Origin of the sequence: Agrilactobacillus fermenti, assembly GCF_021030645.1 — a bacterium.
GTDB lineage: Bacteria > Bacillota > Bacilli > Lactobacillales > Lactobacillaceae > Agrilactobacillus > Agrilactobacillus fermenti.
In genome coordinates this window covers 1-26,456 of record NZ_JACGCJ010000029.1, presented here as the reverse complement: position 1 = coordinate 26,456, position 26,456 = coordinate 1, and the positions used below count along the sequence as shown (strand labels likewise).

At 42.3% G+C, this 26,456-nt stretch carries 27 protein-coding genes; 8 read left to right on the top strand and 19 right to left on the bottom strand.

What is annotated here, in order from left to right; translation table 11 throughout:
- Window positions 1-18: 18 nt before the first annotated feature.
- The 3 genes from guaA to FHQ08_RS10200 all read right to left on the bottom strand — a co-directional run bounded on the left by guaA (window position 19) and on the right by FHQ08_RS10200 (window position 3,249).
- Window positions 19-1,557: a glutamine-hydrolyzing GMP synthase gene (gene guaA, locus FHQ08_RS10210; RefSeq protein WP_407929214.1), complete on the bottom strand. Its 1,539-nt coding sequence runs from the start codon at window positions 1,555-1,557 to the stop codon at window positions 19-21.
- A 231-nt stretch (window positions 1,558-1,788) separates the two neighbouring features.
- Window positions 1,789-2,715: a type I pantothenate kinase gene (gene coaA, locus FHQ08_RS10205; RefSeq protein WP_407929212.1), complete on the bottom strand. Its 927-nt coding sequence runs from the start codon at window positions 2,713-2,715 to the stop codon at window positions 1,789-1,791.
- A gap of 18 nt (window positions 2,716-2,733) precedes the next feature.
- Window positions 2,734-3,249: an acyl-CoA thioesterase gene (locus FHQ08_RS10200; protein ID WP_230914313.1), complete on the bottom strand. Its 516-nt coding sequence runs from the start codon at window positions 3,247-3,249 to the stop codon at window positions 2,734-2,736.
- Window positions 3,250-3,400: 151 nt separating this feature from the next.
- Between FHQ08_RS10200 and FHQ08_RS10195 the strand changes: the two genes are divergently transcribed.
- A complete protein-coding gene (locus tag FHQ08_RS10195) occupies window positions 3,401-3,964 on the top strand; it encodes an SGNH/GDSL hydrolase family protein (RefSeq protein ID WP_230914312.1) in 564 nt (187 codons plus the stop codon).
- On the opposite strand, the gene helD is transcribed toward FHQ08_RS10195, so the two are convergent.
- From helD to FHQ08_RS10175, 4 genes are all read right to left on the bottom strand, one after another.
- Window positions 3,939-6,290, bottom strand: coding sequence for an RNA polymerase recycling motor HelD (gene helD / locus FHQ08_RS10190; protein WP_230914311.1), 2,352 nt, complete (start codon window positions 6,288-6,290; stop codon window positions 3,939-3,941). The genes FHQ08_RS10195 and helD overlap by 26 nt on opposite strands.
- Before the next feature lie 82 nt (window positions 6,291-6,372).
- Entirely contained in the window at window positions 6,373-6,732 is a 360-nt protein-coding gene (locus tag FHQ08_RS10185; RefSeq protein WP_230914310.1) for a fluoride efflux transporter FluC, read from the bottom strand.
- The gene (crcB, locus tag FHQ08_RS10180; protein ID WP_230914309.1) at window positions 6,729-7,163 is read right to left on the bottom strand and encodes a fluoride efflux transporter CrcB; all 435 of its coding nucleotides are present in this window, start codon (window positions 7,161-7,163) and stop codon (window positions 6,729-6,731) included. The genes FHQ08_RS10185 and crcB overlap by 4 nt, the downstream gene beginning before the upstream one ends.
- 15 nt (window positions 7,164-7,178) lie before the next feature.
- Window positions 7,179-7,340, bottom strand: a complete 162-nt coding sequence (locus FHQ08_RS10175; RefSeq protein WP_230914308.1) for a hypothetical protein — start codon at window positions 7,338-7,340, stop codon at window positions 7,179-7,181.
- 333 nt (window positions 7,341-7,673) lie between these two features.
- On the opposite strand from FHQ08_RS10175, the gene FHQ08_RS10170 reads away from it, so the two are divergent.
- The 3 genes from FHQ08_RS10170 (at window position 7,674) to FHQ08_RS10160 (ending at window position 11,814) form a co-directional block, all read left to right on the top strand.
- A complete protein-coding gene (locus FHQ08_RS10170) occupies window positions 7,674-9,926 on the top strand; it encodes a phosphoketolase family protein (RefSeq protein ID WP_230914307.1) in 2,253 nt (750 codons plus the stop codon).
- A gap of 35 nt (window positions 9,927-9,961) precedes the next feature.
- On the top strand, window positions 9,962-10,867 hold the full coding sequence (locus FHQ08_RS10165) for a proline-specific peptidase family protein (RefSeq protein WP_230914306.1): 906 nt from the start codon (window positions 9,962-9,964) through the stop codon (window positions 10,865-10,867).
- A gap of 296 nt (window positions 10,868-11,163) precedes the next feature.
- A complete protein-coding gene (locus FHQ08_RS10160; RefSeq protein WP_230914336.1) occupies window positions 11,164-11,814 on the top strand; it encodes a histidine phosphatase family protein in 651 nt (216 codons plus the stop codon).
- A 75-nt stretch (window positions 11,815-11,889) separates the two neighbouring features.
- On the opposite strand, the gene FHQ08_RS10155 is transcribed toward FHQ08_RS10160, so the two are convergent.
- On the bottom strand, window positions 11,890-13,143 hold the full coding sequence (locus tag FHQ08_RS10155; RefSeq protein ID WP_230914305.1) for an MFS transporter: 1,254 nt from the start codon (window positions 13,141-13,143) through the stop codon (window positions 11,890-11,892).
- 142 nt (window positions 13,144-13,285) lie between these two features.
- On the opposite strand from FHQ08_RS10155, the gene FHQ08_RS10150 reads away from it, so the two are divergent.
- Entirely contained in the window at window positions 13,286-14,182 is an 897-nt protein-coding gene (locus tag FHQ08_RS10150; RefSeq protein WP_230914304.1) for a helix-turn-helix domain-containing protein, read from the top strand.
- Window positions 14,183-14,409: 227 nt separating this feature from the next.
- On the opposite strand, the gene FHQ08_RS10145 is transcribed toward FHQ08_RS10150, so the two are convergent.
- The gene (locus FHQ08_RS10145) at window positions 14,410-15,654 is read right to left on the bottom strand and encodes a YhgE/Pip domain-containing protein (RefSeq protein WP_230914303.1); all 1,245 of its coding nucleotides are present in this window, start codon (window positions 15,652-15,654) and stop codon (window positions 14,410-14,412) included.
- Between the two features lie 178 nt (window positions 15,655-15,832).
- Between FHQ08_RS10145 and FHQ08_RS10140 the strand changes: the two genes are divergently transcribed.
- Window positions 15,833-16,384 carry a TetR/AcrR family transcriptional regulator gene (locus tag FHQ08_RS10140; RefSeq protein ID WP_230914302.1) on the top strand — a complete coding sequence of 184 codons (552 nt, stop codon included), beginning with the start codon at window positions 15,833-15,835 and terminating at the stop codon, window positions 16,382-16,384.
- 176 nt (window positions 16,385-16,560) lie between these two features.
- Here FHQ08_RS10140 and FHQ08_RS10135 read toward each other — a convergent pair whose 3' ends face one another.
- From FHQ08_RS10135 to FHQ08_RS10095, 10 genes are read right to left on the bottom strand one after another with little or no spacing between them, the layout of a single operon-like run.
- A complete protein-coding gene (locus FHQ08_RS10135; protein ID WP_230914301.1) occupies window positions 16,561-17,952 on the bottom strand; it encodes an oxaloacetate decarboxylase subunit alpha in 1,392 nt (463 codons plus the stop codon).
- Between the two features lie 2 nt (window positions 17,953-17,954).
- On the bottom strand, window positions 17,955-18,515 hold the full coding sequence (gene citX / locus FHQ08_RS10130; protein ID WP_230914300.1) for a citrate lyase holo-[acyl-carrier protein] synthase: 561 nt from the start codon (window positions 18,513-18,515) through the stop codon (window positions 17,955-17,957).
- Window positions 18,508-20,055 carry a citrate lyase subunit alpha gene (gene citF, locus FHQ08_RS10125; RefSeq protein ID WP_230914299.1) on the bottom strand — a complete coding sequence of 516 codons (1,548 nt, stop codon included), beginning with the start codon at window positions 20,053-20,055 and terminating at the stop codon, window positions 18,508-18,510. Before citF ends, citX begins: the two co-directional genes overlap by 8 nt.
- Window positions 20,055-20,945, bottom strand: coding sequence for an aldolase/citrate lyase family protein (locus FHQ08_RS10120; protein ID WP_230914298.1), 891 nt, complete (start codon window positions 20,943-20,945; stop codon window positions 20,055-20,057). The genes citF and FHQ08_RS10120 overlap by 1 nt, the downstream gene beginning before the upstream one ends.
- Entirely contained in the window at window positions 20,945-21,244 is a 300-nt protein-coding gene (citD, locus tag FHQ08_RS10115) for a citrate lyase acyl carrier protein (RefSeq protein ID WP_230914297.1), read from the bottom strand. The genes FHQ08_RS10120 and citD overlap by 1 nt, the downstream gene beginning before the upstream one ends.
- Window positions 21,241-22,260, bottom strand: coding sequence for a [citrate (pro-3S)-lyase] ligase (citC, locus tag FHQ08_RS10110; RefSeq protein ID WP_230914296.1), 1,020 nt, complete (start codon window positions 22,258-22,260; stop codon window positions 21,241-21,243). Before citC ends, citD begins: the two co-directional genes overlap by 4 nt.
- Window positions 22,261-22,265: 5 nt before the next feature.
- Complete coding sequence (locus FHQ08_RS13025; protein ID WP_269073934.1) at window positions 22,266-22,391, bottom strand: OadG-related small transporter subunit; 126 nt, start codon at window positions 22,389-22,391, stop codon at window positions 22,266-22,268.
- Window positions 22,392-22,401: 10 nt separating this feature from the next.
- On the bottom strand, window positions 22,402-23,523 hold the full coding sequence (locus FHQ08_RS10105; protein WP_230914295.1) for a sodium ion-translocating decarboxylase subunit beta: 1,122 nt from the start codon (window positions 23,521-23,523) through the stop codon (window positions 22,402-22,404).
- Window positions 23,524-23,540: 17 nt separating this feature from the next.
- On the bottom strand, window positions 23,541-23,951 hold the full coding sequence (locus FHQ08_RS10100; RefSeq protein WP_230914294.1) for a biotin/lipoyl-containing protein: 411 nt from the start codon (window positions 23,949-23,951) through the stop codon (window positions 23,541-23,543).
- Between the two features lie 14 nt (window positions 23,952-23,965).
- Entirely contained in the window at window positions 23,966-24,289 is a 324-nt protein-coding gene (locus FHQ08_RS10095; RefSeq protein WP_230914293.1) for a hypothetical protein, read from the bottom strand.
- A gap of 287 nt (window positions 24,290-24,576) precedes the next feature.
- On the opposite strand from FHQ08_RS10095, the gene FHQ08_RS10090 reads away from it, so the two are divergent.
- Window positions 24,577-25,899 carry a CitMHS family transporter gene (locus FHQ08_RS10090; protein WP_230914292.1) on the top strand — a complete coding sequence of 441 codons (1,323 nt, stop codon included), beginning with the start codon at window positions 24,577-24,579 and terminating at the stop codon, window positions 25,897-25,899.
- A 375-nt stretch (window positions 25,900-26,274) separates the two neighbouring features.
- Window positions 26,275-26,456 (top strand): helix-turn-helix domain-containing protein (locus FHQ08_RS10085; RefSeq protein ID WP_230914291.1); only part of this gene is annotated, 182 nt, incomplete at its 3' end.

Below are 26,456 nucleotides of genomic sequence, written 5' to 3'. Positions count from 1 at the left end.
GATAAGAATGGTTCTAGGCTATTCCCACTCAATTGTTGCTGGTGGTTTGCTCGTAATGTCATACACAACGCGGTTAACGTGTGCGACTTCGTTTACGATTCTAACCGAGATCTTTTGCAAAACATCCCATGGAATCTTCGCAAAGTCAGCCGTCATGCCATCAATAGAAGTGACACCACGAATACCAATGGTGTAGTCGTAGGTCCGACCGTCACCCATGACACCAACGGAACGGAAGCCTGGTAACACCGTAAAGTATTGCCAAATTTCCCGATCTAGACCGGCATTTTTGATTTCTTCACGGAGAATGTAATCACTATCGCGGACAATTTCAAGTTTTTCTGGCGTAACTTCGCCGATCACCCGAATACCGAGACCGGGGCCTGGGAATGGTTGCCGCCAAACAAGGTCAGATGGCATACCTAGCTTCTCGCCCAATTCACGGACTTCATCTTTGAATAAAGTTCGAAGCGGTTCGATCAATTGGAATTGCACATCGTCTGGCAAGCCGCCGACATTATGATGTGACTTGATGGTTTGGGCAGTGTCTGTACCGGATTCGATAACGTCAGTGTATAACGTCCCTTGAGCTAGGAAGTCGATGCCGTCTAATTTAGCAGCTTCGTCATCAAAAACGCGGATAAATTCATTACCGATGATCTTCCGTTTTTGTTCAGGGTCACTAACGCCTTCAAGCTTAGAAAGGAAGCGTTCTTTGGCATCAACTTTAACGATGTTTAAGCCAAACTTACCTTCCAAACTGGCCATAACTTGTTCAGCTTCGCCTTTACGCAACAAGCCGTGATCCACAAAGATACTAGTCAGCTGATTGCCGATTGCTTTGTGCAATAAGACGCCAACCACGCTAGAGTCTACCCCACCAGAAAGGCCGAGGAGGACTTTTTTATCGCCAACAGTAGCGCGAATTTTTTCAATTTGTTGGTCAATAAAATCAGCCATGCTCCAGTTTGCCTCAGCTTGGCAAATATCAAAAGCAAAATGCTTCAAAATTTCATGACCATATTGGGTATTTTGCACTTCCGCATGGAATTGGATGCCGTAAAACTTACGAGTGTCATCCGCCATCGAAGCGATTGGACAGTTTGGTGAAGTTGCCACAATTTCAAAGCCTTCAGGGACGCCTTGAACTAAGTCACCATGACTCATCCAAACCGTTTGATCCGTTGGCAGATCTTTGAATAATTGCGCACTTTCATCTGTGACATGGATATCAGCTTTTCCATATTCCCGATTATCAGCTGGTTCAACGCGGCCATTGAGCTTATAAGCCATGAGCTGCATGCCATAACAGATACCAAGAATTGGAATGCCTAAATTAAAAATCTCTTCATCGATTCCAAAGGCACCATCATCATACACACTGTTCGGGCCACCAGAGAAAATAATCCCTTTAGGCGCTATTTTCTTGATTTCAGCAGCTGAAATCGTGTGTGGTAATAGCTCTGAATACACGCCAAATTCACGAATCCGCCGTGTAATCAATTGATTGTATTGACTACCATAGTCCAATACAATAATTTTATCGATATTTTGCATATCGGTAGAAGCCAAACTGAACACCCCTTAATTTAGTAGAGCGCGAGCCCAATCGGTTAACCTTGAAACCCTAACGCTGAGTATCGCCGATGAAGCGTAAGCTTCAACAAGATACTTAAGTTAGGTGCCAAGGTTGATTGGGTGAGCGCGTTTCACATACACAATAATCTCATAATAAATATATTTTCTGAAAAAAGCAATCATCGTGAACGGATTCTCATTTTTTCCTATTTAAAATTTCCGCAAATAAACCTTATCGATCAAGTGGTGCTTGGTTTTGTGCAAAATCACATCGGCCCGAGAACGAGTGGGTAAAATAAATTCTTTTAAATTAGTCAGATTCACTTTACGCCAGACATCTTTAGCCATAGCAAACGCATCCTCACGATCACCAATGGCATATTGGTAATAATAATCATTAGGATCGGTAAAAGCGGTATCCAGCAGAACCCCAAAACGCTCCAGATACCATTGCTCGATCAAATCAGGATCTGCATCCACATAGATGGAAAAATCAAAGAAATCACTTACAAAAACCGGCGCATTAGATGGTAATTGTAAAACATTGATCCCTTCAACAATCAAAATATCTGGCTGATCTACAATATCATACTCCCCAGGTACAATATCATAGACTTGATGGGAATAACGCGGCACCTTAACATTCGGCACATTATCTTTGACCGCATCCATAAAATTGATCAGTGCTTCCATATCGTAAGACTCTGGGAAACCTTTCCGATCCATAATATGGCGCTCAGCCAAAACGCGATTAGGGTACAAAAAACCATCCGTAGTGATCTGTTGGACTTTGTAATTTGGATAAGCCCGAGACAGCATCAATTGCAGTAACCGCGCAGTGGTACTTTTACCCACGGCTACACTACCAGCAATGCCAATGATAAACGGCACGTGCTCCGTCGACCGATTCAAGAAATCAGCCAAGGCACCCTGTTGACGCTGAAATTGATTCAAAAAAATATGAATCAAATGCCGTAACGGCGCATAAATTACCGACACATCTTCCAAGGATAGCTTATCATTTAAGGCTTTGACCTGAGCTAACTCCTGTTGTGTGATGTGATTGTCACCTAATTTGCCATGAAACTGCCGCCACTGCTGACGATCAAACATGTAGTAAGTTTTATCGTAATCCATATTATCCCAACTTCAAATCTAATTTGTCCAAGGCAACTGAGTATCCAACTGGGCGAACAGGGCCTTGTGATCTGCTAACTCCTGTTTGCGCAGCTCATGGCGCCGCGGATAACCTGATGTGACTGCCAATTGTTCCTTGGTTTCTGGTACCAACAAGGCATCGACCGTTTTTCGGTCTTGTAAAACAAACGTCATAAAAGCAGTAGCACCAATATAGCGCTCTTCGGTAAATAATGCTTCACCAATGATTTTGGCAAACACCTCCACCGACCGTTTACCAGCGCCGGAAATGTAAGTCTCAATACAAACAGAGTCATCCTTTTGAAAAGACTGAATAAAATTAAATTGGTCGATCGAAGCGGTCACGCTGGGCAGCCGGGTAAATCGCGAAACTGAGATCGAAGCCACATCATCTAATAGCTCCAATAGTTTGCCGCCAAACATGAATCCATAGTTATTCAAATCTCTTGGAAAAGCACGATGGGTTGAAATGGCTAGCGTTTGCGTACAAGTAATTTCTTTTGCGTTTGTCATTTGAACACCCTTCAATTAAATAATAAAAAGCAATAGAAACATTATACCGCAAAAAATAAGGTTTGCATCACTCTGACGAATATTTTTAGAACCGCTTTCAACTCGGGACTTGTACTATAATAAATTTGAAACAGTCAAAGGAGTGACTGAAATGAAAATCGTTTTGTTTGGTGATTCTATTTTTGCTGGCTATCATCAAGGTTTAACCAGCAGTATTTTTAAAGATCGTATTCAGGAACAATTCCCTAATGACACTATTGTCAACGCGGCGATCCCCGGGGCAACGACGCTCATTGCTCTGGCCTGGCTGCAAAGCTTAGTATTAGATGAAAAACCAGATTTAGTTGTGATCCATTTTGGTGCTAACGACATCCCCAAGGACACAGCCATCACAACAGCAGACTATGTACATAATATCGACACCCTTTGCCAAAAAATCGGTCTTGATAAAGTTAGCTTAATTTCACCGCCATACTCTGATGATAAACGCTTAGGTGACCGTACCCAAGCTGAAATCCAAGCTTACGTTAACGCCCTATTAACTTATGGTGCCAAACATAAGCTGCCCACAGGTGATTTGTACACGCCCATGCATACTAAAAAAGACCCCAACGAATTATTACAATCCGATGGGATCCATTTTACAAATCGTGGGTACGATATTTTAACGCAAGTCGTTAGCCGTCAAATCAATCATTGGCTACAACGGACGTAACGCCCTGCGTATATAACGTTTGTGGTACATCAGCTAATAATGGTGTCAACTGATTTTGCGCGGTGATCGTCAACGTGTGCATTGCCCGAGAAGCAATCGTATAGACCAGTTGGCGTTCGTCTTCAGCATGGTAATTCTCAGCGGATAAATCATAAGCAATAATGGCGTCAAATTCTAAACCTTTGGCTAAATAAGACGGAATGACAATATCGCCGGCCGCCAAACGCTGATTTTCTGAACGGATCAAAGTAATGTCATGACCGCGATCTTTCAAATCTTGTTGTAATTGTTCACTTTGCGCTAAGGTCTTAGTAATGATTGCTGTGCTCATTTCCTGCGCATCATTCTGAGCTAATTGGGCTAAGATGTCGGTCACTAATTGCGTTTCATCTTTTGCTAGCACGATATTTGGCAAAGGCCCTTGCCGATCAAAGGCAGCAATTTCTTGACCATTTTTCAAAATAGCTTTGGTAAAGTCGGTAATTGGCTGCGTTGAACGATAAGAACGCGTCAATTGCACGACTTTAATTTTTTTGCCATTGAAAAGTGTCTGGATCTGATCTAACAGATCCTCACTGGCATCTTTGGTGAAAATAGCTTGATTGAGATCGCCTAGCATCGTGAACCGTGCTTTCGGGAAATTATATTTCAAATAAGCCAGCTGAAACGGCGTATAGTCCTGAATCTCATCAATGAAGATAAAATGAATATCCCGGTTACCATGTTTGCCTGTGATCTGATCGTAAAGGAATAAATAGGCACTAATATCTGGCATACTCATCTCATGGGCCTTCAAGTGTGTCTTGACGCGTTCAACTTCAGCAGTCCATTGAGCTTCGTCTAACCCATAGTTGCTCAGATCTAGCAGTTTGGGAATCATCCGCAAAAAGTTTAGATACTGTGCCCGGCTATTTAAGAATTGGTTCTTATTGATTGCTCGATGAACGGACTCTAATTGTTGAACCACAACTTGGCGCGCCAAGAACTTGAATTCATCATCCCCAGAATTAAACTCTTGATCGACCGTGGTGTACATTTTTTGCAGATCATCTTGAGATAGATTTTGGACGGCCTCTTGCACCCAATCTGACTTAGTTTCTTTATCAATCCGATGATTGAGCGAGCGGATCAGCTTTTCTTTCGTGCCATCGAGCCGATTGCCCAAATGATAGTTCTCATTGAAGCTGTAATAAATCTCTTTGATTTTTTGTTTCGAATAATAAACTTTACCTTTGAATTTAATGTCTTTAAACCGCATGTCTGCTTTTTCCAAATGAACCGCATAAGCTTGCAAGGCTTTGAAAAAGGCCAAGCTAGATTTTAGATTAATGATCTGCTTTTGCGTCTCAGTCTTTTCAGCCTCGAATTGTTCATTGAGACTTTGAATATCCAAATGCGGTACCCGGCGACCTACGAACTGACCATATGTCATTTGGACCATATTTTGTTCGCCCAATTCAGGTAATACATTTTCCACGTAGTCATTAAATAATTGGTTCGGTGAAAACATGATCACTTGGCTCGCACTTAAATTACCGCGGTAACGATAGAGCAAGAAAGCCACGCGCTGCAAAACTGCTGAGGTTTTACCTGAACCGGCTGCCCCCTGGACGAATAAGAGATCGGCATCCGTATCGCGAATAATTTGGTTCTGCTCTTTTTGAATTGTCGTGACGATGCTCTTCATCTGTGGAGTTGACTTTTCACCCAAAACTTCCAACAGCATCTGATCACCAATGGTTTCGGTGGTATCAAACATAGATTGAATCTGGTCATCTTTAATCAAGAATTGACGCTTCAAAGAAAGATCCACAGTTTGCTCACCGTCTGGTGTGTTATAAGTGACTTCCCCCAATTTACCTTCATAATATATAGAAGAAATCGGTGCCCGCCAATCATAGATCAAAAACTTGCCTTTATCATCAGTGAATGAACTTAACCCGATATAGATTTTTTCCTTTCGGGGTTCCCCATGCTCATGGAAATCGACCCGGGCAAAGTAAGGATTCTGTTCCAAGCGTTGAACGGTGACTTTCTCTTCTTCAGCAGAACGCCAACTATTATTACGTTCCAATAATAACTGCTGCTGTTGATGAATGGATAATGCGGTTTCCATATTCGTGGTGTCACTGCCATAGTTCAATTTCACATCATCAAAAAAAGTCTTATTGATGCCCTGCTCTTCAGCTTGGGTACGTTTGATTTTTTTATCTAATTGATTTTCTCGGTGCTTTAATTTTTCAACCACACCATCCAGATGCTTTTGTTCTTGCGCCTGTAATTTTATTTGTTCTGAACTTAACGTCTCATTTACTTTATCGGCCATGATTAGCCTCCTAACCCCAAAACTGGAAATTAAAAAGAAAAATGCAATAAAATATATTAACACAATTCGCTTTTTTCAGCAATCAACGCCACTTATAGCTGGTTAAAAATCCCACTAGAGCGAATAATAAGCCTAAAATATAGGTCAAGAAAAAATATCTCAAAAAAATGCGGAATTGACCGGCATATAATAAGCCTGATAGTTCACTATTTAAGGTCGAAAAAGTGGTGAATCCGCCCAGCAGTCCAACGCCTAAAAATTGATACCATTGCACTGGCAGGTGGTAGCCAAACATAAAGGCTAAACAAAAACTGCCCAGCCAATTGATCCATAACGTTGCTAATGGCAAGCGACTGTGGCTGTGCCGTTTAATGACTTCTGTCAGCCCATAACGGCCCATTGCGCCTAGCCCAGCGCCACCAGCGGCCAGTAAATACATCATTTTTTAACCCCACTTTTGTCAATATCTTGCAGTAACTGGTTGTCGCCTTCGTGAACACCTGTATGGTATTGATGTTGGGCTATCGTCACAGCTAATAATGACAAACCCAAGCCGCCCACGGCCGAAATTAAGATGTAGCTGAATGCTGCCCCAAACTGCTGACGTTGTAGAAGTTTCAATGCATCTAAACTAAATGAAGAAAAGGTTGTGAAGGCACCACAAAAACCGGTACCACCGGCTAAGATCCAACGTTCAGGCAACTTTAATTTCAAACCCAGATACTGGGTCCACAGTGGTAAAAAGAAGGCACCTACCAAATTGATCATTAACGTTGCTAACGGAAAGCCATGAGGTGCCGGCACCAATAACCCAAGTGTATAGCGCAAACTACCGCCCAACATGCCACCCAAACCAACGAGTAATGCAGTCATGAAATCATCCCTAGCCTAATGTTTTCGTTTCATAAAATAAGGTATCCAAAACGTCATGAGGTAACCGACAGCTAAACCGACAAAGAGACCTGTCAGAATATGTTTCGTCATCAGGCCGATGATAAACCCGATCAAAGCCGTAGTCCCTGCGATAAGTGATTGTTTTTGCCGTGTCATAATGTCGTATTGCCTCCTTAAGGTTGATCATAAAATTTTACCACTTTGCAGGTGTCGTGACAAAAAACATGGGGTCAAAAATTAATTGCCTGTGATTGCGTTTAAAAGCGTGAGATTGCCTGTGATTGCGTTTAAAAGTATGAATATCAAATTTAAAAGCTCCAATATATTAGATTATCACTATCGCTAAGCACCTTTTGTCGCTGTTCTCACATTTTTTGTTTCTAATCAGGCATTGTTTTCGAATAATCTAATTTCAAACATGTTCATTTCCCTCAAGTTTTGTATAATGTAAGGCAAACGTATCCAATGCCAATTGGAGGTGTTAATTGGATGTCTAATTTTGATACAGACGATTATTTGGAACAGTTAGACCGTTATTTCCGTGCAGCCAATTATCTATGTGGCGCCATGAGTTATTTAGACCACAATGTTTTGTTGAACCGACCTTTAGTGGCTGACGATGTGAAAGTAAAGCCTCTGGGTCATTTTGGCACGATTCCTGGACAAAATTTAATTTATACACATATCAATCGTTTGATCAACAAATATCAACAACAGGTCTTAGTTTTACAAGGCCCTGGTCATGGTGGTGCCGTTGCCTTAGCAAATGCTTACTTAAATGATGATTTGGTAAAAATCAATGCTGATCTGGATCAATCATTAACCGGCTTAGAAACACTATGTCAACAATTCGCCGTGCCGTTTGGCTTTTCCAGTCATCCTGAACCCGCTGTGCCCGGTGCGATCCATCCTGGTGGTGAACTGGGCTATGTTTTGGCGCACGCTTTTGGTGCTGTGATCGGTCATCAGCAGCTACTGACCGTCGCGATTATCGGTGATGGCGAAGCTGAAACTGGACCCTTACAAGCTAGCTGGCAAGCCAATACGATGTTAGGTGAAAAAGACGGCAAAGTACTCCCTATTGTAACTTTAAATGGGCTAACTATGGAAAACACCAGTTGGTTAGCACATAAGGATAATGCCCAACTCAAAGCCTATTTTCAAAGTCTGGGTTATCAACCGCTGATTGTGCATGGTAAAACAGCTAATCAACAATTACATCGTGATTTAGCAGCGGCTATGGACCAAGCAATGGCCCTATTTAAAAAAGCACAATGGCCCGTTATTATTCTGCAAACGCCTAAGGGCATGACTGGTCCTGAAGATACGATTGGCACGCTAGCCAGTCACCGGCTGCCAATCGTGGCGCCCAAACAGCATCCTTCTGAACTTGAACAATTGACCACTTGGCTAAACAGTTATCACCCAGCTGACCTTTTTGATGCCCAAGCTCGACCGAAAGACATGACGGCTGTGATTCCTGAAGCCAACTATCATGTCAGCGATAATCGTTATACCAATCGCGTGGGTCTGGCCCCTAAAGTTCACAATGCTTTGGCTAAAACAGCTTTACAATTGAAGCATCCGGGGCAAAAAAAAGTTTCTAATCTTGAGAAACTCAATCAATATCTAGCTCAGATTGCGGCGCAAAATCCAAAACCAGACCAATTATTAGTCCTCAGCCCTGATGAAGCGGCTTCTAATGATGTGGCTCTAAAAGACCACTTACTTGATCAAGTCCTGTCTGAACACTTAGATGAAGGCTTATTAGAAGGCTTTTTACAAACGGGCGGCAGCGGCGTTTTCGTATCCTACGAAGGTTTCTTACCGATTGTGAGTTCAATGGTCAGCCAGCATTTGAAGTGGTTGACCCAGGGGACACGTCATGCTTGGCGCAAAGATATCAACGCACTAAATTTAATTGGCACATCAACGTTATGGGAACAAAACAGTAATGGTCTAACGCACCAAAACCCCGAGCTTTTAAATACATTGGCAGCGAAAAATCCTGAACTGGTACGGCTATACTTGCCGGTAGATGTAAATACAACTCTGGTCACTTTTAATGACATGATCAAAACTCATCAGAAAGTAAATTATCTGATCACACCAAAACATCCCGTTCGCCAGTGGTTTACCCTTAAAGAAGCGCAATTATTGAAGCAAAAAGGCTTAGATATTGTAGATTGGGCTAGCGACACTGCGGAGAAACCCGACATTATTTTTGCGGCGGCAGGCTGTGAACCTTTTGAAGAAGTCCTCGCTGCGACAACCATTCTCAAACAGGAACTTCCAAAATTAAATATTCGCGTGATCAACATCCTAGACTTGTTACGGTTACAACATCCGACCATCAATCCTCGAGGCTTAACTGAAGCCGGCTACAACAAATTATTTACCAAGCAACAGCCGATCATTTTTAATTTTCATGGCTATCCCTTAACACTACAAGGCTTATTGCTAAATCGTCAGAATCAGCCAGCATTTATCAACGGCTATCATGAAGAAGGCAGTGTGACCACGCCATTTGATCTTCGAGTTCAAAATAGTATTGACCGCTTTACATTAGTCAAACAGGCGTTGATAGCTATGCATCGTTTAGACACCCGACAAGGCCGTAATTTATTTAAACAAATGACTAACCAGTTAATTGCGCATAATGACTATGTAGCCAGCCATCAAACTGACTTGCCAGAAATTGATGATTGGCAATTACCCATTTTGCAATCCAAAGAAAAATAGTAAGATGAATATATGCTATAGAAATGAGGGATTTTATGAAGACAGGTACAACGATTATTACATTAAATAATGGTTACCATCTTTGGACCAATACTCAAGGTCAGGGTGACATTCAATTACTCTGCTTACATGGTGGCCCTGGTGGCACCCACGAATATTGGGAAAACTTTGGTGAAAAATTGGCTGATTTGGGTGTACAAGTGTCCATGTACGATCAATTGGGTTCATTTTATTCCGATCAACCTGACTATTCCGACCCCAAAATTGCCGAAAAATATCTGACTTATGATTATTTCTTAAATGAAGTCGAAGAAGTGCGGCAAAAATTAGGTTTAGATAATTTTTATCTCATTGGTCAATCATGGGGCGGTGCTTTGACCATGATGTATGCTTTGAAATACGGGCAACATTTAAAAGGTGCCATCGTTTCCAGTATGATCGATAACATTGACGAATATATGGTACATATCAATCAAGTTCGGGAAGAGGCTTTGCCAGCAGATGCCGTTGCTTTCATGAAGGATTGTGAAGCCAAAGGCGACTGGAATAATGCCCGTTACCAAAGCTACGTGGATGTTTTGAACAAAGGCTATGTTGACCGCAAACAACCACCAGCAATCTCTCATTTAATTTCAACCATGGCGACACCGGTTTACAATGCTTTCCAAGGTGACAACGAGTTCGTCGTCACTGGTAAATTAAAAGACTTTGATTTGCGTGATCAGATTCAAAATATTAAAGTGCCAACTTTGTTGACTTTTGGTGAACATGAAACCATGCCCGTCAGCTCTGCAAAACGTATGGCTAAAGTCATCCCTAATGCCCGCCTCGTTACCACGCCAAATGGCGGCCACCACCACATGATCGATAACGCCCCCGTCTACTTCGACCACTTAAAACAATTCATTAAAGATGTGGAAAACGACACGTTTAATAAATAGAGCGTGAGAATCATCGGGTAGTTTTCGAGCACCAACCTAGACTTACGTGATGGGAGAACTTTCCCACGAGTAAGTCGTAGTTAGGTGACAAAGTTAGCTTCATGAACGCGTTTATAGTGGAGCGCGTAAATAGTGCCGGGTAAGCGTTGAGCATTAACCTAGGATTATGCAGTAGGTGCTTGCACCTGCAAGTAATTCGTAGTTAAGCGAAACGATTGGCACTATGAACGCGTTTAAATCACCTCCCCCCCAAAATTAGTTAATCCAGAAATAGACAACAAGTGAGGTCCATAATGATGAAAACTGTGACTGTTTATCTTGTGCGCCACGGTCAAACATATTTTAATCGTTACAATCGCATGCAAGGTTGGTCGGATTCCCCTTTGACCGAAAAAGGGATTCAAGATGCCCACAAAGCCGGTAAGCGACTACAAAATGTCACTTTTCAGCATTGCTATTCATCTGACCGTGGTCGTGCTATTCAAACGGCTGAAATCATCCTGTCTCATAATATCAATACCCACGTTCCTTTTTCACAAACACCACTTTTTCGTGAAGAGTTTTATGGTTATTATGAAGGTGAAGACTCAGCGAAGTCTTGGTTTGCAGCCGGTGCCCCCCATGGCAGTCCAACCTTTAAGGACATCATCGCTGATTACTCTTTAGATGAAGCCAAGGATTTTGTCCACCAAGCCGATCCTTTTGGGGACGCCGAAACCGCAACTCAATATTGGACGCGCTTGGCTAAAGGCTTCAAGTGGCTGCGTGAACAAGCCCATGATGGTGATAAAATTTTGATGGTGTCTCATGGCACCACGATTCGCAGTATTGTGGATAAATTCGGTGAAAAGAAATTTGATGTGACGGTTTCACCAATGAATGGCGGCATTTCTACCATTCAATTGACTGATGAAGGCATCAGCGTCTTAAACTATAATCAAAAATAACGAGAACTAAAAACAGGTATAGCAACGTGAACCCTCATCGTTGTTGTGCCTGTTTTTTTGAAACTTCATTATAAGTCACGATAAGTCATGTTCGCTCAAAATAGCACTTTTACTGAAAGCTACGGCAACGGCAATAATGCAGCCACCGCAGCCTAGAAAGAGCCATTGACTGTGTGGCAATTGGAATAAACTTGAAAACAAAAGCGCACCTAGGGGCATTGACGTTTGCACGGCTGTCGTAAATGTTACAGCAACGCGGCCCAATAAGTTTTTAGGCACATGTTCCTGAAAATAAACCATAAGCGGTGTATTTAAAAACGCCAAAGTTAGGCCAATTAGAAACATCACCAAACCACCTAGGCCATAAAATAAAGGCCGTGATAATTTAAGAACCAAAACGGTAAAAAGTGCCATATAACTGATACCCAAAACAATCGTATTCACTAATAAAATAGGACTAAGTCGTTTGATCTTTGGTAGAAAATTCAAACTTAAATTACCAATACACAAGCCAACCGCTATGAGTGTATTAAGAAAAGCTAGTGCAGCTTTTCCATAATGATCAACTTGAATGACGGCGTAGGGTAACCCTACTGTGAGTGCCGCATAAAAGAAGTTGATCAAGATTGCCAAACTGACAATAAGTAATAAAAATTTATTTTGCCGTATAAAATTGGTGCCACTCAAAAATTGCTTGTAACGTGACCGCGGTCCAGGATTTGTTGTCAACGTTGGCGTATTATCAAAGAATTTCATCGATAGCAGCAATAAAAATGCGCCAACATTTGCTGCAAATTCAAGTAAAATAAAGCCTTCAAAGCCAATCCAATCATATAGTACCGTAGCAACGACTGGCGCAAATAGACTTGCAAATGTAGCGGCCGCCTGGGTTAAAGATTGAAGTGATTGAATATGCTGCGCGTTTACCAATTCCTGAACAGCTGCAGTGTAAGCGGTGGTATTAACAGTTGTGGCCCAGGCATTGATCACCAAAAAAATAATTGTGGGTAGGATCTTTGCGCGTCCAGTAAATTTCGTGATAACCAGTGCATAACCCAATAATGCCAGCAAACGAACTAAACTAAAAATAATCATTAGGCGTTTATGTGGTTGCTGATCCACCAGATTACCAATCGGTACGAAGCCAACCAAATTGACAATGGGCGTAATTACCATAGATAGCCCAAAGCTTAAGGCCAATCCTGTTTCATCTAACAACATTAAACCCATGGCAAAAGCAAACATATCACCACTAAAACTGCTAAGCAGATTATTGACAACATCTTTACAGATTTGCCGAACTGATTGTCGATTGGTAATCATGATCATAGCTGCATCCCCTTGGTAGTCTAATTTTTCTTGCTAAATTAAGACTACTAGGCTTATCGTTAAAGTGATCTGAAAAAATGTTGCATACTTGCAACATTAATTTACAGTGCACAAACTATGTCGCAAATTAAAGGAGGTTATCATGACCCAGTTGGGACCAACAATCAAATACATTCGACAAATCAAAGGGCTAAGTCAAAAAGAGGTCTATCAAGGCATCATCTCACGTTCCTTTGCCCATCGGTTAGAGCAAGGTGAACACAGTATTGATGCCGAAAAATTCTTAGCTATCTTAGTAAATTTAGATGTTACACCAGATGAATTTCAGTTCATTCACAATCATCATCAACTGACCAAAAACCAACAAGCTTACGCTAAAATCGACGCCTGGTATCAGACCCATAATTTTTTGGCCTTACATCATTGGCTTGTGATCCAAAAGCAAAGTCAAACCGACCAACTAAAATGGCCGATTGCTTATGCAGAAATTCTAATTGCCGCTTACGATCAAAAACAATTTCCTTTATCAAAACATATGCACTTATTATTGGACCACTTGCTAACCGAAAAGAATTGGACTCTAAATGAAATGCGTTTAGCGCATTTACTATTACCACTTTCTCTCCCTAATAACACTATGCCATTGATCGATATTGAAAAAATTAAACAGCGCATGCAAGACAATGCCCAACAGTATTTAAAACAGCCAAATGATTATTTTCACGTGACCGACCTACTGGTAGAATTTTACGGCACCCAATTCCAAGTTCTATTGAATCAGCATCGGTATACAGCCGCAAAACATCTCAAAAGTGATTTTAATACGATCGATATTCAAAAACTAACCTGGGATGGCCGCATCACACAACAACTTTGGCTTGCCATTTGGGAACTTTATTTTGGCGATATACATAAAGGTCAAATAATAATCAAAAAACTAACCGATTTGATGACTCTTTTTCCAGTCAAATATCATGGTACTTTGGATGCTATCATCAAAGTTCGAACAGCAGCAGCAGCGGATTATCGCAAAAAGTGACTGAGAGTGAGACAAAAGGTGGGCAGTGACCGAGCACTAACAAGAATCACTCAAATGGGAAAGCCCACCATTTGAGTGATTCGTAGTTAAGTGAGGACATTGCCTTTTGGAACACGTTTAAACAACAAATAACCGTAATTAACAGGTGGCTGAAAACAAAACATTATATTTTGCCTCAGCCACCTGTCTCTTTTTTTAGAATTCTAGTTTCTTATCATAAACGCCATTTATTTGATTCGTGCTAAAACAAATCGTTTGCAATACCCTGAGCCGTACATCAAAACCGCTGCAACGGTCCCAAAGATGGTTAGGACGCTCAGTGCGCTGGCCGTTGTGGCTGAACCCCCATGGAAATAGAGCGTATTTGTAATAGCTTGCATGCTAAACCGCATCGGTACCCAGTTATAAATGCCATTACGGGCAAACGTACTTAACATTTCCGGTGCATACGATAACACCCCAATGGCGAAGAACCAAACCAATAAGACAATTGGCCAGCCATATAATCCGAACCAATCCAAGATACAAGTCGTTATCAGGTAGAAAACGAAAATGCTGACTGACATTAGCCCAATGAAATTAAACGGATCCGGCACATTAAGTTTGAAACAGCCAGCTACAAATAGATAGCCAATACTGGCAAGAAAGACACTAGCGACGATACCTGTCAGCAGCTGACTCGTAACAGCTTTTCCGGTTAATGCCTTAGAACCGTTACGTCGATAATGTTCGCGCCACAATAATACTGAAGCAATCAGCGCGCTAAACCAAGCTAACGCAACTAAAAGCATTGGGGCCATCCCACTAATCGTATTTTTACGGATTTTATTATCAGTGTGCACAGATGTACTGATTGGTTGCGATAATTGCCGCCAAGCTGAGGCTGATAATTGGACCTGGTTTTGCGTGAGCAGCTTTTGCCGTTTCTGCGTCAATTGTTGCGTCAGTTGCGCTGAAAGCTTTGGTAAAGCTTGAGTCAATAATTGGGCAACCTGTGCATTCATTCCTTGATTAATGGCAATCTTGATTTTAGCTTGCGGCACTGATCCTTGGGCACTGGCTTGAGCTTGAATCAATTGCTGGTTAGCAGCCACTGGTAACTGGTTTGTCCGCTGCAATTGTGTCAACTTTTCAGCCACGATTTGAGCCTTGACTCGTTGATTTTGTTTGGCAATTGCTTGAGAAAAACCCGGTCGAATCGTGACGGCCGCATAATACTTTTGGTTGTTCAAGCCTTGCTTCTTAGCCTTAACCCATTTAATCTTTGCATCATGCCCGCGAAACCGGTGTCGTAATTGCCGCACCACTTTACGGCTGAAGGCACCTTTATCTTGATTGATCAATGCCACTGGAATCTGACGAACTTTCGTCGTATTGCGCACACCAATTAATGCAAACGAAAAAATACCAATAATGACTGCAATTAACATAAGAACTAACCAATAATGTTTGCTGCGAATAACTTCAAACATGACCTAAATCTCCTCCTTTTATCAAGCAAATTAAGCATAGAAGAGATTTTTCAGAAAAGACATAGACAAAACGCAGCCCAACGTTAACCTAGAAGACACTTTTTAGACATCTGTCACTCTAGTTGACAGTTATCAAAATATTGCTGATAATGCTTTGTTAGAGAGGATGATCGGCAATATGGCGGATTTAAGAAAACAACGTACGCAACAGGCAATTCAGCAGGCTTTCATCAAACTCGTGCAGCGTAAAGGTTTCAATAAATTAACTGTCATTGACATTGCAGACCAAGCAATGATCAATCGCCAAACTTTTTACAAACACTATCAAGATAAATATGACCTGGCTGAAAAAATGATTGCTGATTTTATGAGGACTTATAATGATCTCTGGCAAAAACGGGTCAGTTTGAAGCAAACACAGCACCATTCTTTTTTAAATATTACGGCGCTGATCACACCAGATATTGAGCATACTTTACTCGCACATCGCGATAAGATCATCACTTTGCGTACAATTCAACTAGATCGTACCAATTTTGATACTGAGCTAAAGCGAGTCTTAGAACAAAACTTACGTACTTTATTAGCAAAAGAACCAAATACCTTTGAGCTGACTTTGTTAACGTCATTATTAGTTGGTACTTTCGATTATTTACTCGCACACCAAGAATTACCGCCAACACCTGAAATTCAGGAAACATTAGCTGATGTCCTTGCTTTAATGCAATAATGGTCATGGAAAAAGAGACGAAACAAAATGTTAGTTTTGTATTCATCTCTTTTTTATTATACCCAGCTTCTGTTTAAATGCGTTCCAAAGGGCATCGACTTTCTGGTGGGAAAATTTCCCCACCACGTAAGTCTAGGTTGGTACTCGAAAACTACCCAATGATTTTCGCGCTCTGCTTAAAAATCAGTTGTGACGGTGACTTCTTGTACTGGAATATCATAGAAGGGATCTTTGCGCTTCATTAAAAATGGCTTGGCTGATTGTGGGAATAGGCCAAAGCTGAGCACGTCCTCCTCAGAATCTGCAAATGCTTGCGCAGCTTTTCTTATTTCTGGCAGTTCTGGTTTTAAGCGATCTGCCGGCCGTTGGGTGATCACAGGATCGTCACCAATAATCTTATGTTGGACCCCAGAATCAATGGGTGCTGGTGGGCGGCCATAAAAGCCATGCACATATTCCTGAATTTCTTTTGGTACTAATTTATAGCGTTCCTGTGTGAGCACGTTCATCACAGCTTGTGTGCCTACCATCTGACTTAGTGGTGTCACAAGTGGTGGATAGCCCAAATCTTGGCGTACTTTTGGCACTTCTTTTAGAACGGCCTCGAACTTATCGGCTTGGTGTTGTTCCGTTAATTGCGAAAGCAAGTTGCTCAGCATTCCACCGGGCACTTGATAACTTAACGACTTAGGCGCAATCTCTAAAATTTTAGGCTTTAAAATCCCCTTGTCTAAGAATTCCGCTCGGATTGGTTCAAAGTAGTCCGCTATCTCATTCAAAGTATCCAAATCCAGGCCAACGCCATAACCTAGACTTTTAAGACTAACGGCCATAGATTCGGTGGCTGGCTGGCTTGTTCCGCCGGCAAAAGGTGAAATCGCCGTGTCAATAATATCGGCGCCAGCTTCAACAGCTTTCAAATAAGTCATCGTGGCAATGCCACTGGTAGCATGAGTATGCACTTGCAAAGGTAGATCGACGGCATCTTTGATCATACTGACTAATTCATAAGCATTTCCTGGCGTTAGAATTCCAGCCATATCTTTGATGGCGATGGAATCAGCCCCTAAGTCGGCATATTGCTTCGCTAATTTCAAAAAATACTGATTATTATGCACGGCACTAGTGGTATAAGAAATTGCTGCTTGCGCTTCACCGCCGTATGTCTTAGTCGTTTCAATGGCTACTTTTAGATTACGTGGATCATTCAAAGCATCAAAAATTCGAATCACATCGATGCCATTTTCAACTGACTTTTGGACAAACAATTTCACAAAATCATCGGCATAATTGCGGTAGCCTAATAAGTTCTGCCCCCGCAATAACATATATAGTTTAGTGTGATGCACCCGCCGGCGAATTTGGCGTAGTCGTTCCCAAGGATCCTCATGCAAGTAACGTAAGGCAGCATCAAAAGTTGCGCCACCCCAAACCTCCAACCCGTAATAACCGGCTTGGTCTAATTTCTCCACGATCGGTAACATCTGTGCAGTGGCCATTCTCGTAGCCGCTAAACTTTGATGACCATCACGCAACACGGTTTCCATAAATTTAATTTCTCTGCCCAAATTTACGCACATCCTTTATTCTGCTTTAAAAATTGGTCATAGAGCTGTGAGATTTTTACTTGCATTTCGGCAACGCTATGCGTACGACTGCGAGCACATAGCTTGGCCTCTTGCCCACAGAGCAAACACGTTCTTGGCTTCAGTCCTAATCTAGTGCGATGAACGCTGTGTACCTGCTGATCCTTTAAATATAAAACATCAAAGTCACATAAACGGGCTAAAGGATCCATTTGTTCCAACAAACAGGTCTGACGTTTAACTACGAGAGGGTCAGCTGCCACAGTCAACAATGCATAACTACCTGTTGCCACATTGGCCTTTGTTGCCAAACCAAAAGGCAATTTTGCTTGAGTTAAAACTCGTTGCAGTTGCGCCAAGTAATAATCAAAGATCCGATCCAGTGCCGCATTTTGTTTGATTGGCCCAGGAATATTTAATTTAAAAGAAATCACGGTTTGAATCCCTTGCTGTAATAAAGTGCGCTGTTGTTGCACTAATGCTTCACGAGCAGCCAGCATTTCCGGCAAAGTAACCAATTGTCCTTGTGCAAAAACATCACTCATCGATCTCACCTGGTTTGCGGACCACATCGATCAAAGAGCCGTCGCGATATTCAATCAAAGCAACTACCTGATCCGTGTAAACAATTGACTGCGGCGTACCCACAATGGCATAAGCTTTGGCCTTTAGCGCTTCGATCGTCAACTGTGGCACATCTAAATTTTGCAGGGCATCAATCAAATCTTTACGTTTAGGATTGATGGCAATACCATACTCTGTAACTACCACATCAATCGATTCGCCCGGTGTGATCACAGTATTGACTTGATCCACAATTGTCGGTATTCTTCCCCGAATCAAAGGTGCCACCACGACTGTCATTTTTGATGCGGCGGCGGTATCGCAGTGGCCCCCGGAAGCCCCACGAATGACACCATCTGAACCAGTCATAACGTTCACGTTAAACTGTGTATCGATCTCCAAAGCAGACAAGACGGCCACATCAACTTGGTTGACTACAGCCCCTTTCGCAAACGGAGAAGCATACATTTCAGCATCGATCTCATAATGATTTTCATTCTCACGAATGGAGTCGGCCGAACGTTTGTCAAAATCCTGGACATCTAATAATTTGTTAACCAGTCCTTCTTCTAGCAATTCCACCATAGGCTGCGTAATGCCGCCAATGGCAAAGCTGGCTTTGATTTTGTGCTTCAGCATCGCCGCTTTCAAAAATCGCGTGACCGCTAAAGAAGCCCCACCAGAACCGGTTTGGAACGAAAAGCCATCTTTGAAGTAGCGGGAATATTCAATCAGCTTAGCCGCATATTCCGCAATAATTAGTTCTTTAGGATTCTTAGTAAACCGCGTCGCCCCACGTGCAATGCCATCAGGATCACCAATTTTGTCGACTTGGACAATATAATCCACATCGGTTTGGGGAATACTGATGGGTGTATTGGGATACGGGACGAGATTATCGGTGATGGCGACCACACGATCCGCATATTTGGCATCCACTTGGGCATATCCCAGTGAGCCACAAATGGCATTGCCATGATAACCGTTGATATTCCCATATTCATCAGTAGATGGCGCCCCAATAAAAGCCACATCAATATGAATATCCCCCGCTTTGATAGCGCGAGCGCGACCGCCGTGAGAACGAATAACAACGGGATTTTTCATGATGCCTGACGAAATAGCCGCACCAACTTTATCCCGCAGCCCACTACTCGTGATATTGGTTACCACACCAGATTTAATATAGTCAATTAAAGGTTCATGGACGTTGGCAATAGAGCTAGGTGCAATCGAGAGATTTTTGATGCCCATTTTAGCAATCTCAGCCAACACCAAGTTCATGACATAGTCGCCTTCACGAAAATGATGATGAAATGAGATCGTCATACCATCTTTTAAGCCAACTTTCTCAATGACGTCGTGAATGGAGGCCACCAATTTACTATCCGTCGGCTGAACTGGATGGACTTGCGCAGCCGCAGTCTGATAAGCTGACTTTTTGGCCCAAGCCCCTTTAAACACCCCGTATTTATCGGCAAATTCAGTTGGAATCTCGCGGCCAATTGTATTTTTAACCATTAGTTGTTACCCCCTTGCTTGACCAAACCTGATGCAGCTGCTAATTGCATGACCCGTTGCGCCCGCTCAACAATAGGCTTATCCACCATTTTGCCATCCACAGAAATAACCCCGGATCCTTTAGCCTTAGCTTCTTCTAGACCTTTGATCACCCGACTAGCTTGATAGATCTCCACTTGAGTTGGGGCAAAGATTTCTTTAACGATTGGAATTTGACGCGGATTTATGACTGACTTGCCATTAAAGCCCAATTCTTTGATCAAAGCGACCTCGGCACGGAAACCAGCTTCATTTTCCACATCAGAGTAAACGGTGTCGATGGCATCGATGCCCGCAGCGCGAGCCGCGTGTAAAATCATGGCGCGGCCAAAAGCTAACTCTTGCCCATCTGGATAGCGTTTTGTCTGTAAGTTCGTCACATAGTCCTCAGCACCTAACGCAATGCCCACCAGACGATCACTAGCTTTAGCAATTTCTCGGGCATTCAGGACACCTTCAGCGCTTTCGATAGCAGCCATCATCTTGGTGCTGCCAGCCGGTTTACCTAAACGGGTTTCAGCTGTGCTGATCACTTGGGCTACATCAATAATATCTTGGGGTGTTTCGGTCTTTGGTAAACGAATGACTTGTGCCCCTGCATCTACCATGGCAAAAATATCTTGCCGACCATGGGTTTCCAGTTCGTTGATGCGTACGACCGTTTCTGCTGAACCATAATCAAGTGTGCGTAATGCTTCATGCACTAAGAAACGGGCTGCATCTTTTTGCGCGGGTGATACCGCATCTTCTAGATCAAACATCAAGGCATCGGCTCCGTAAATACCAGCATCTCTTAACATAGCTGGGTTCATACCCGGTAAAAACATCATGGTTGTTCGTAAGCGTTGCATCAGTCGATCACCTGCCAATCAATTTCATCAGTCACATCAGCGGCCCGATAAATAGCCGTCAACGTCCGTGCTTTAACCGTACAGTCTAAAGCGCCGCGATCAATCGCCTTAATATTAGCGCTAGTCACACCTAATTTTGTTAACGTGTCCTGGATCACTTGTTTGATTTGCTTGCCAAATTGGAATTGAACACTGCTGTCCAAGTTGATAGCGATTTCATTTTCAACATTAGGTTCGATCATAATTTGAATATCCGATGACTCTGTCGTACCAGCAATGGCTTGATGTTGCAATCTCATTGAAAATCTTCCCTTCTATGTTGTAAGTCAGTTAAATGGGCTTGAATGTAATGTGCTGTTGATGGCGGCACTAGTGTTTGCACCTTGGTTAAGTCCCCAGCCTGAATCGCTTGCCGAACTTTTGAAGCACTGATTATTTCTGTCCCGTTACGCTGCCTTGGCCTGATGATCAGCTGGATCTCAGTGCCAAAAGTCGCCTGCATGGTCGTATTATAAATTTGCGTCACTGGCGATTCTGGTTCCTCACCCACATAGCGTTTGTTGATGTTGAGCGCCTGAATGTAGTGCTTAAAAATCGTTGCATCCAGTCTGGCTTGCACTGCAGCCACTTTTAACGGTGCCCGTTCTTTTAAGAAATACGTTGGAAAAGTCGCCGCCGAAACTAAATAATTCTCAGTTGACGCAATGGTGACATTAGTGAGCACCCTAGTTCCGGCTTGAACCAAGGCTAAGCGTTCTTGATAGGTAAAAAGTGAAGCCTCTGTGGCAACTACCAAAACCAGGACTTGTTGATTTTCCTGGGCTGCCTGTTGAATCAAGAACTGATGCCCCAACGTAAATGGGTTCGCATTCATCACGATGGCAGCTGTAGGTCCTGGATGTAGTTTGGCTTTTAATCGCTGTAAATAGCGTTCAAAATTACCTAGGCCCTGCTCTAGTAATACGACCTCATCTGTTTGAGCAATCAGACTAAACCCCAAATGCTCAAAAGCTGCTTGATGTGTCGGCGTGGTATAAACAAAATAGTGAAATATTTGTTGCTCTGCCAAGTAGTTCATCATATAAGATAGCAGCTCGTTAAATGCCGCCCCGCCTTGATAATTTGGTAAAATAGCAACCTGCTTGATAATTGGTCCTAGATGTCCCACAGTCCCAACCAATTGATCGTTATCAAATAAACCAAATGTTCGTGTTACAGGATCATCGCTGGTCAGACCAGCTGTTTGTAATAGAGACTGCCAAGCAGGCTCATATAAGTCAAAACCATCATGGTAAATTTCCCTGATCGTCGTCATATGATTCACTTCTTAACCGAGAATATGCGATTCAAGATGATACAGACGAGATAAATTAAGAATAGGACGATAAAAATACCCGCCATTCCAAAAAGCATGAGCTCAAAGCCTTGAATTACAGTTTCGTTCATCATTTACCTCCTAACTAAAGAATGCCAATAGTAGCCCGCCAGCGATAACTGACCCAATTTGACCGGAAACATTAGCGCCCACAGCGTACATCAAAACAAAATTCTGTTTGTCTTCGGCTTGAGCCATTTGTTGGATCACCCGACTGGACATGGGAAAGGCAGAGATTCCAGCAGCACCAATCATTGGATTGATTTTTTGCTTTCTAAACAAATTCAACAATTTGGCAAATAACACACCGCCAATGCTGTCCATAATGAATGCAACTAGCCCAAAGGCAATAATCATCAGGGTTTGGATATTTAAAAATTCATTGGCCGTCATTTTGACAGAAATCGTTAATCCCAACAAAATTGAAACAATATTGACTAGTTCGTTTTGCGCGGTATTGCTTAACCGATCCAGCACGCCACACTCCCGCAATAGATTGCCAAACATTAAAAACCCTACTAAGGGCAAGGAAACTGGTGCGACAAACCCGGCAATCAAAGTAATAATAATTGGAAACAAAATTCGCGTCTGTTTTGAAACGGCTTCAGCTTGATAAGACATGCGAATGCGCCGTTCATGCTTAGTCGTGACTAGCTTGATGGCCATGGGCTGAATAATTGGCACCAAGGCCATGTAAGAATAGGCGGCAATTGCAATTGGCCCTAACAAATTCGGCGCCAACTGGTTCGAAACAAAAATACTCGTTGGCCCATCAGCGGCACCGATGATGCCAATGGAAGCGGCTTCTTTAATGTCAAAGCCAAAGAAAGCGGCAACGATGACGGTGAAAAAGATACCAAATTGAGCAGCAGCACCGAATAATAGCATGAATGGATTCGATAGTAAGGGGCCAAAATCGATCATAGCCCCGATGCCGATAAAAATGAGTAAGGGAAATAATTCTGTACTGATACCAGCATTGAACAAAACATCTAACACGCCTTCAGTTTTTTGACCATTGATGGTTTGCGTCAAAACACCGGTCATCGGGAAATTTACTAAAATCGTGCCCAAGCCCATCGGTACCAGTAGTGTTGGTTCGTAATTCTTCTTGATGCCCAGATACATTAAAATGGCCCCAATGATCATCATGATCACTTGTTGGATCGTGATAGCAGTCATGCCCTGAATAAGGGTCTCCATAAAGTCATCTCCTATCCTTAATCGATCGTTACCAGCACATCGCCCGTATTGACCACATCATTTTTGACCACATCAATGCTGGTGATCGTACCGGCTTGTGGGGCTACGATCTCATTTTCCATTTTCATCGCTTCTAAAATCAGTATTGGCTGATTCTCGGCCACAGCATCGCCGACTTTAACATTGATACCAATAATATTCCCCGGCATCGGTGCGGTAACTTGCACGCTGCCGCTAGCTGTACTTGGACTGGCAGCTGGCTTGGGTTGCACCGGCTGTGCTTGGGGGGCTGCCTTTGGCGTCTCTGACTGTATTGGTTGGCTTTGAGTCAGTGTTTGACTGCCTTGTGGCTGTGGTGTAGGGGTTAATTCTTCCATCTCTACTTCATATTCATTGCCATCTATTTTGATACGAAATTTTCTAAGCATGCGTTCATCTCTCCTTAGCTGAGTTTTATGATTGATTTCACCTGAAACTGACTACTTTTTTGATCACCCGCTAAAATGGCACTGGCGATAACAGCCACGCGATCTTTTTCAGGAATTGTCATTGGTAAGCCAGTACGATTTTTAATTTTTGTGATTTTATTCACTTTAAAAATTGAATTGGGATAATCCTTGGCGGCAATGACGGCGCTGATCAGTGTCACAATTTTCTGCTCTGTTGTTGATATTGGTAACCCGATTGAATCAGTAGTTTCCGGCTTATCAGTCACGACAGGTGGTGCTGATGCATTTTCTTTATGATGGAATAACCAACCAAACATGTGCACACTCCTTTCATAATCTTCAAGTTGCTTTTATTATAAATCTTTTATATTTGTGTTGATATATTTTACGTGTTCTTTGGGTGTTCAAAATTCATTATCCTGTTTTATTTTATTTGTAAACAAACACATATATGGCTTATACAATGTAACAAACGTTTTCAAAAAATTCTATTTTATCATTATTAAGTGTTTTTTATATGTTCTTTTGATTTAAAAACGATTGTGAATTTCGAAACTAAATATATAATCAACTTATAAAAGCCCTTTCAAAGGAGGATACAAACATGCTTGCACTACTCGGTTATGCCATGGTGATCGTCTTCATGATTTTGATCATGAAAAAATGGCTGTCACCATTTACGGCCTTAATTTCAATTCCATTGATTTTTACGATTTTAGGTCTTGCATTTGGCTTATACCCACCTAAAATTGGTCAATGGGCACTCAAAGGACTTGAGAGTGTTTCCATCACAGGTGTCATGCTATTATTCGCCATCCTTTATTTCTCAATTATGCTTGATGCTGGTTTGTTCGACCCAGTCACTGCCTTTGTCATCAAAGTAGCCAAAGGTGATCCCGTCAAGATTCTCGTCGGTACAGCGTTGATTGCCGGAATCGTTTCACTAAACGGGGACGGCACGACGACAACTTTGATCTGTTGTTCGGCGTTTATTCCAATTTATAAAAAACTGGACATGAAAATGATGAATCTCGGTGTTTTGATCATTTTGCAAAATACCATCATGAATCTGTTGCCTTGGGGCGGACCAACCGCTCGGGCCATCTCTGTTTTGAAAATCGATGAAAGCGTGGTTTTACGTTCGATCGCACCAGGTATGGTTATTGCTTTCATTTATATGCTATTTGTCGCTGCCTATTTAGGGCGTAAAGAACGTAAACGTCTAGGTATCGTAGATCTGACCCAAGCAGAAATCACAGAATTAACTGTTGTTAAAGATCCTGAAGTCCTGGAATTACGGCGGCCAAAAATGATCTGGCCCAATGCGATTTTAACGGTATTGTTAATTGCCTTACTGGTCATGGGGACTTTCCCATCGCCTTTCCTATTCATCGTCGGAACAGCGCTAGCCTTATTACTCAACTATCGTTCGATGAAACAGCAGCGGGAACGCATTGAAGATCACGCTGGTGACGCTGTTCAAGTCGTGATCTTGATTTTTGCGGCCGGCATCTTCATGGGCTTACTCACAGGCTCCGGAATGGCTACAGCCATTGCCCAAAGTTTAGGCAGTATCATCCCTGACAGTCTGGGTCGGTTCTGGGGTCTAGTGGTTGCCTTTATTTCCGCCCCTGGTGTTTTCTTCCTCTCCAACGACGCCTTTTACTTCGGCGTACTGCCTGTACTGGCGCAAACTGGCTATACTTATGGCTTCACACCAATGCAAATGGGCCTGGCTTCCTTAATGGGCCAAGCTTTCCATTTATTAAGTCCACTAGTTGCCTTCATTTACCTCTTACTCCGTTTGACTGACCTAGAAATGGGTGCTTGGCAAAAAGAAGCCGGTAAATGGGCCTTAGGTATCTTCGTCATCTTTGTCGTTGTAACCATTGCGACCGGCGGCGTCCCATTGATGATCAATAAATAAGAGCGCGAGTTAGTTTGGGTAGTTTCGGAGCGCGAATGGTAAATAACACAATTATTACCATCAACCACACCAGAGATTTTACAATGGGCTAGAAGCAGTCGCTTTTAGAATGCGTTTACGAAAAATAGTAGAGCTAGTTGGCCTTGAGCAACAACAAACCATAAAAGTCCTGTTCAAGATTTTACCAAACGTCCTAAAATCTTGAACAGGAAAAAGAGCACCTCCGTTTAAACAAGACTTCTTTATTTAAATTTGTTATCATACTGTTTTGTTGTGCTTATATAATCCATATCATGTCATGTGTGGAGGCTATACTCCTACTTAAGTAGACAGGTAAATAATTAAAACCTGTTTGCTTAGGAAGGAGTATTTTTTATGGGCCGAAAAGGTTCCAGATATTCTATTGATGAAAAACTTCATTTCATTGGCTTACTTAAAAACGGCCGATCGGCCAATTCTATTGAACGGGAGTTTGGTATCAAAGCGACAACGATCAGTCATTGGAATTATTTATTTCATCATGGTGTTATAGTCGCACTAAAACCCAAACATACATG

Coding starts and splice junctions, on each gene's coding strand:
- FHQ08_RS10150 (WP_230914304.1), top strand. CDS start 13,286: ATGACCCAGTTGGGACCAACAATCAAATACATTCGACAAATCAAAGGG.
- FHQ08_RS10105 (WP_230914295.1), bottom strand. CDS start 23,523: ATGGAGACCCTTATTCAGGGCATGACTGCTATCACGATCCAACAAGTG.
- guaA (WP_407929214.1), bottom strand. CDS start 1,557: ATGCAAAATATCGATAAAATTATTGTATTGGACTATGGTAGTCAATAC.
- coaA (WP_407929212.1), bottom strand. CDS start 2,715: ATGGATTACGATAAAACTTACTACATGTTTGATCGTCAGCAGTGGCGG.
- FHQ08_RS10155 (WP_230914305.1), bottom strand. CDS start 13,143: ATGATCATGATTACCAATCGACAATCAGTTCGGCAAATCTGTAAAGAT.
- FHQ08_RS10200 (WP_230914313.1), bottom strand. CDS start 3,249: ATGACAAACGCAAAAGAAATTACTTGTACGCAAACGCTAGCCATTTCA.
- FHQ08_RS10170 (WP_230914307.1), top strand. CDS start 7,674: ATGTCTAATTTTGATACAGACGATTATTTGGAACAGTTAGACCGTTAT.
- crcB (WP_230914309.1), bottom strand. CDS start 7,163: ATGACTGCATTACTCGTTGGTTTGGGTGGCATGTTGGGCGGTAGTTTG.
- FHQ08_RS10140 (WP_230914302.1), top strand. CDS start 15,833: ATGGCGGATTTAAGAAAACAACGTACGCAACAGGCAATTCAGCAGGCT.
- FHQ08_RS10120 (WP_230914298.1), bottom strand. CDS start 20,945: ATGCAACGCTTACGAACAACCATGATGTTTTTACCGGGTATGAACCCA.
- helD (WP_230914311.1), bottom strand. CDS start 6,290: ATGGCCGATAAAGTAAATGAGACGTTAAGTTCAGAACAAATAAAATTA.
- citX (WP_230914300.1), bottom strand. CDS start 18,515: ATGAGTGATGTTTTTGCACAAGGACAATTGGTTACTTTGCCGGAAATG.
- FHQ08_RS10165 (WP_230914306.1), top strand. CDS start 9,962: ATGAAGACAGGTACAACGATTATTACATTAAATAATGGTTACCATCTT.
- FHQ08_RS10095 (WP_230914293.1), bottom strand. CDS start 24,289: ATGTTTGGTTGGTTATTCCATCATAAAGAAAATGCATCAGCACCACCT.
- FHQ08_RS10185 (WP_230914310.1), bottom strand. CDS start 6,732: ATGATGTATTTACTGGCCGCTGGTGGCGCTGGGCTAGGCGCAATGGGC.
- FHQ08_RS10100 (WP_230914294.1), bottom strand. CDS start 23,951: ATGCTTAGAAAATTTCGTATCAAAATAGATGGCAATGAATATGAAGTA.
- citD (WP_230914297.1), bottom strand. CDS start 21,244: ATGAGATTGCAACATCAAGCCATTGCTGGTACGACAGAGTCATCGGAT.
- FHQ08_RS10090 (WP_230914292.1), top strand. CDS start 24,577: ATGCTTGCACTACTCGGTTATGCCATGGTGATCGTCTTCATGATTTTG.
- citC (WP_230914296.1), bottom strand. CDS start 22,260: ATGACGACGATCAGGGAAATTTACCATGATGGTTTTGACTTATATGAG.
- FHQ08_RS10145 (WP_230914303.1), bottom strand. CDS start 15,654: ATGTTTGAAGTTATTCGCAGCAAACATTATTGGTTAGTTCTTATGTTA.
- citF (WP_230914299.1), bottom strand. CDS start 20,055: ATGGTTAAAAATACAATTGGCCGCGAGATTCCAACTGAATTTGCCGAT.
- FHQ08_RS10175 (WP_230914308.1), bottom strand. CDS start 7,340: ATGACACGGCAAAAACAATCACTTATCGCAGGGACTACGGCTTTGATC.
- FHQ08_RS10195 (WP_230914312.1), top strand. CDS start 3,401: ATGAAAATCGTTTTGTTTGGTGATTCTATTTTTGCTGGCTATCATCAA.
- FHQ08_RS10160 (WP_230914336.1), top strand. CDS start 11,164: ATGAAAACTGTGACTGTTTATCTTGTGCGCCACGGTCAAACATATTTT.
- FHQ08_RS13025 (WP_269073934.1), bottom strand. CDS start 22,391: ATGAACGAAACTGTAATTCAAGGCTTTGAGCTCATGCTTTTTGGAATG.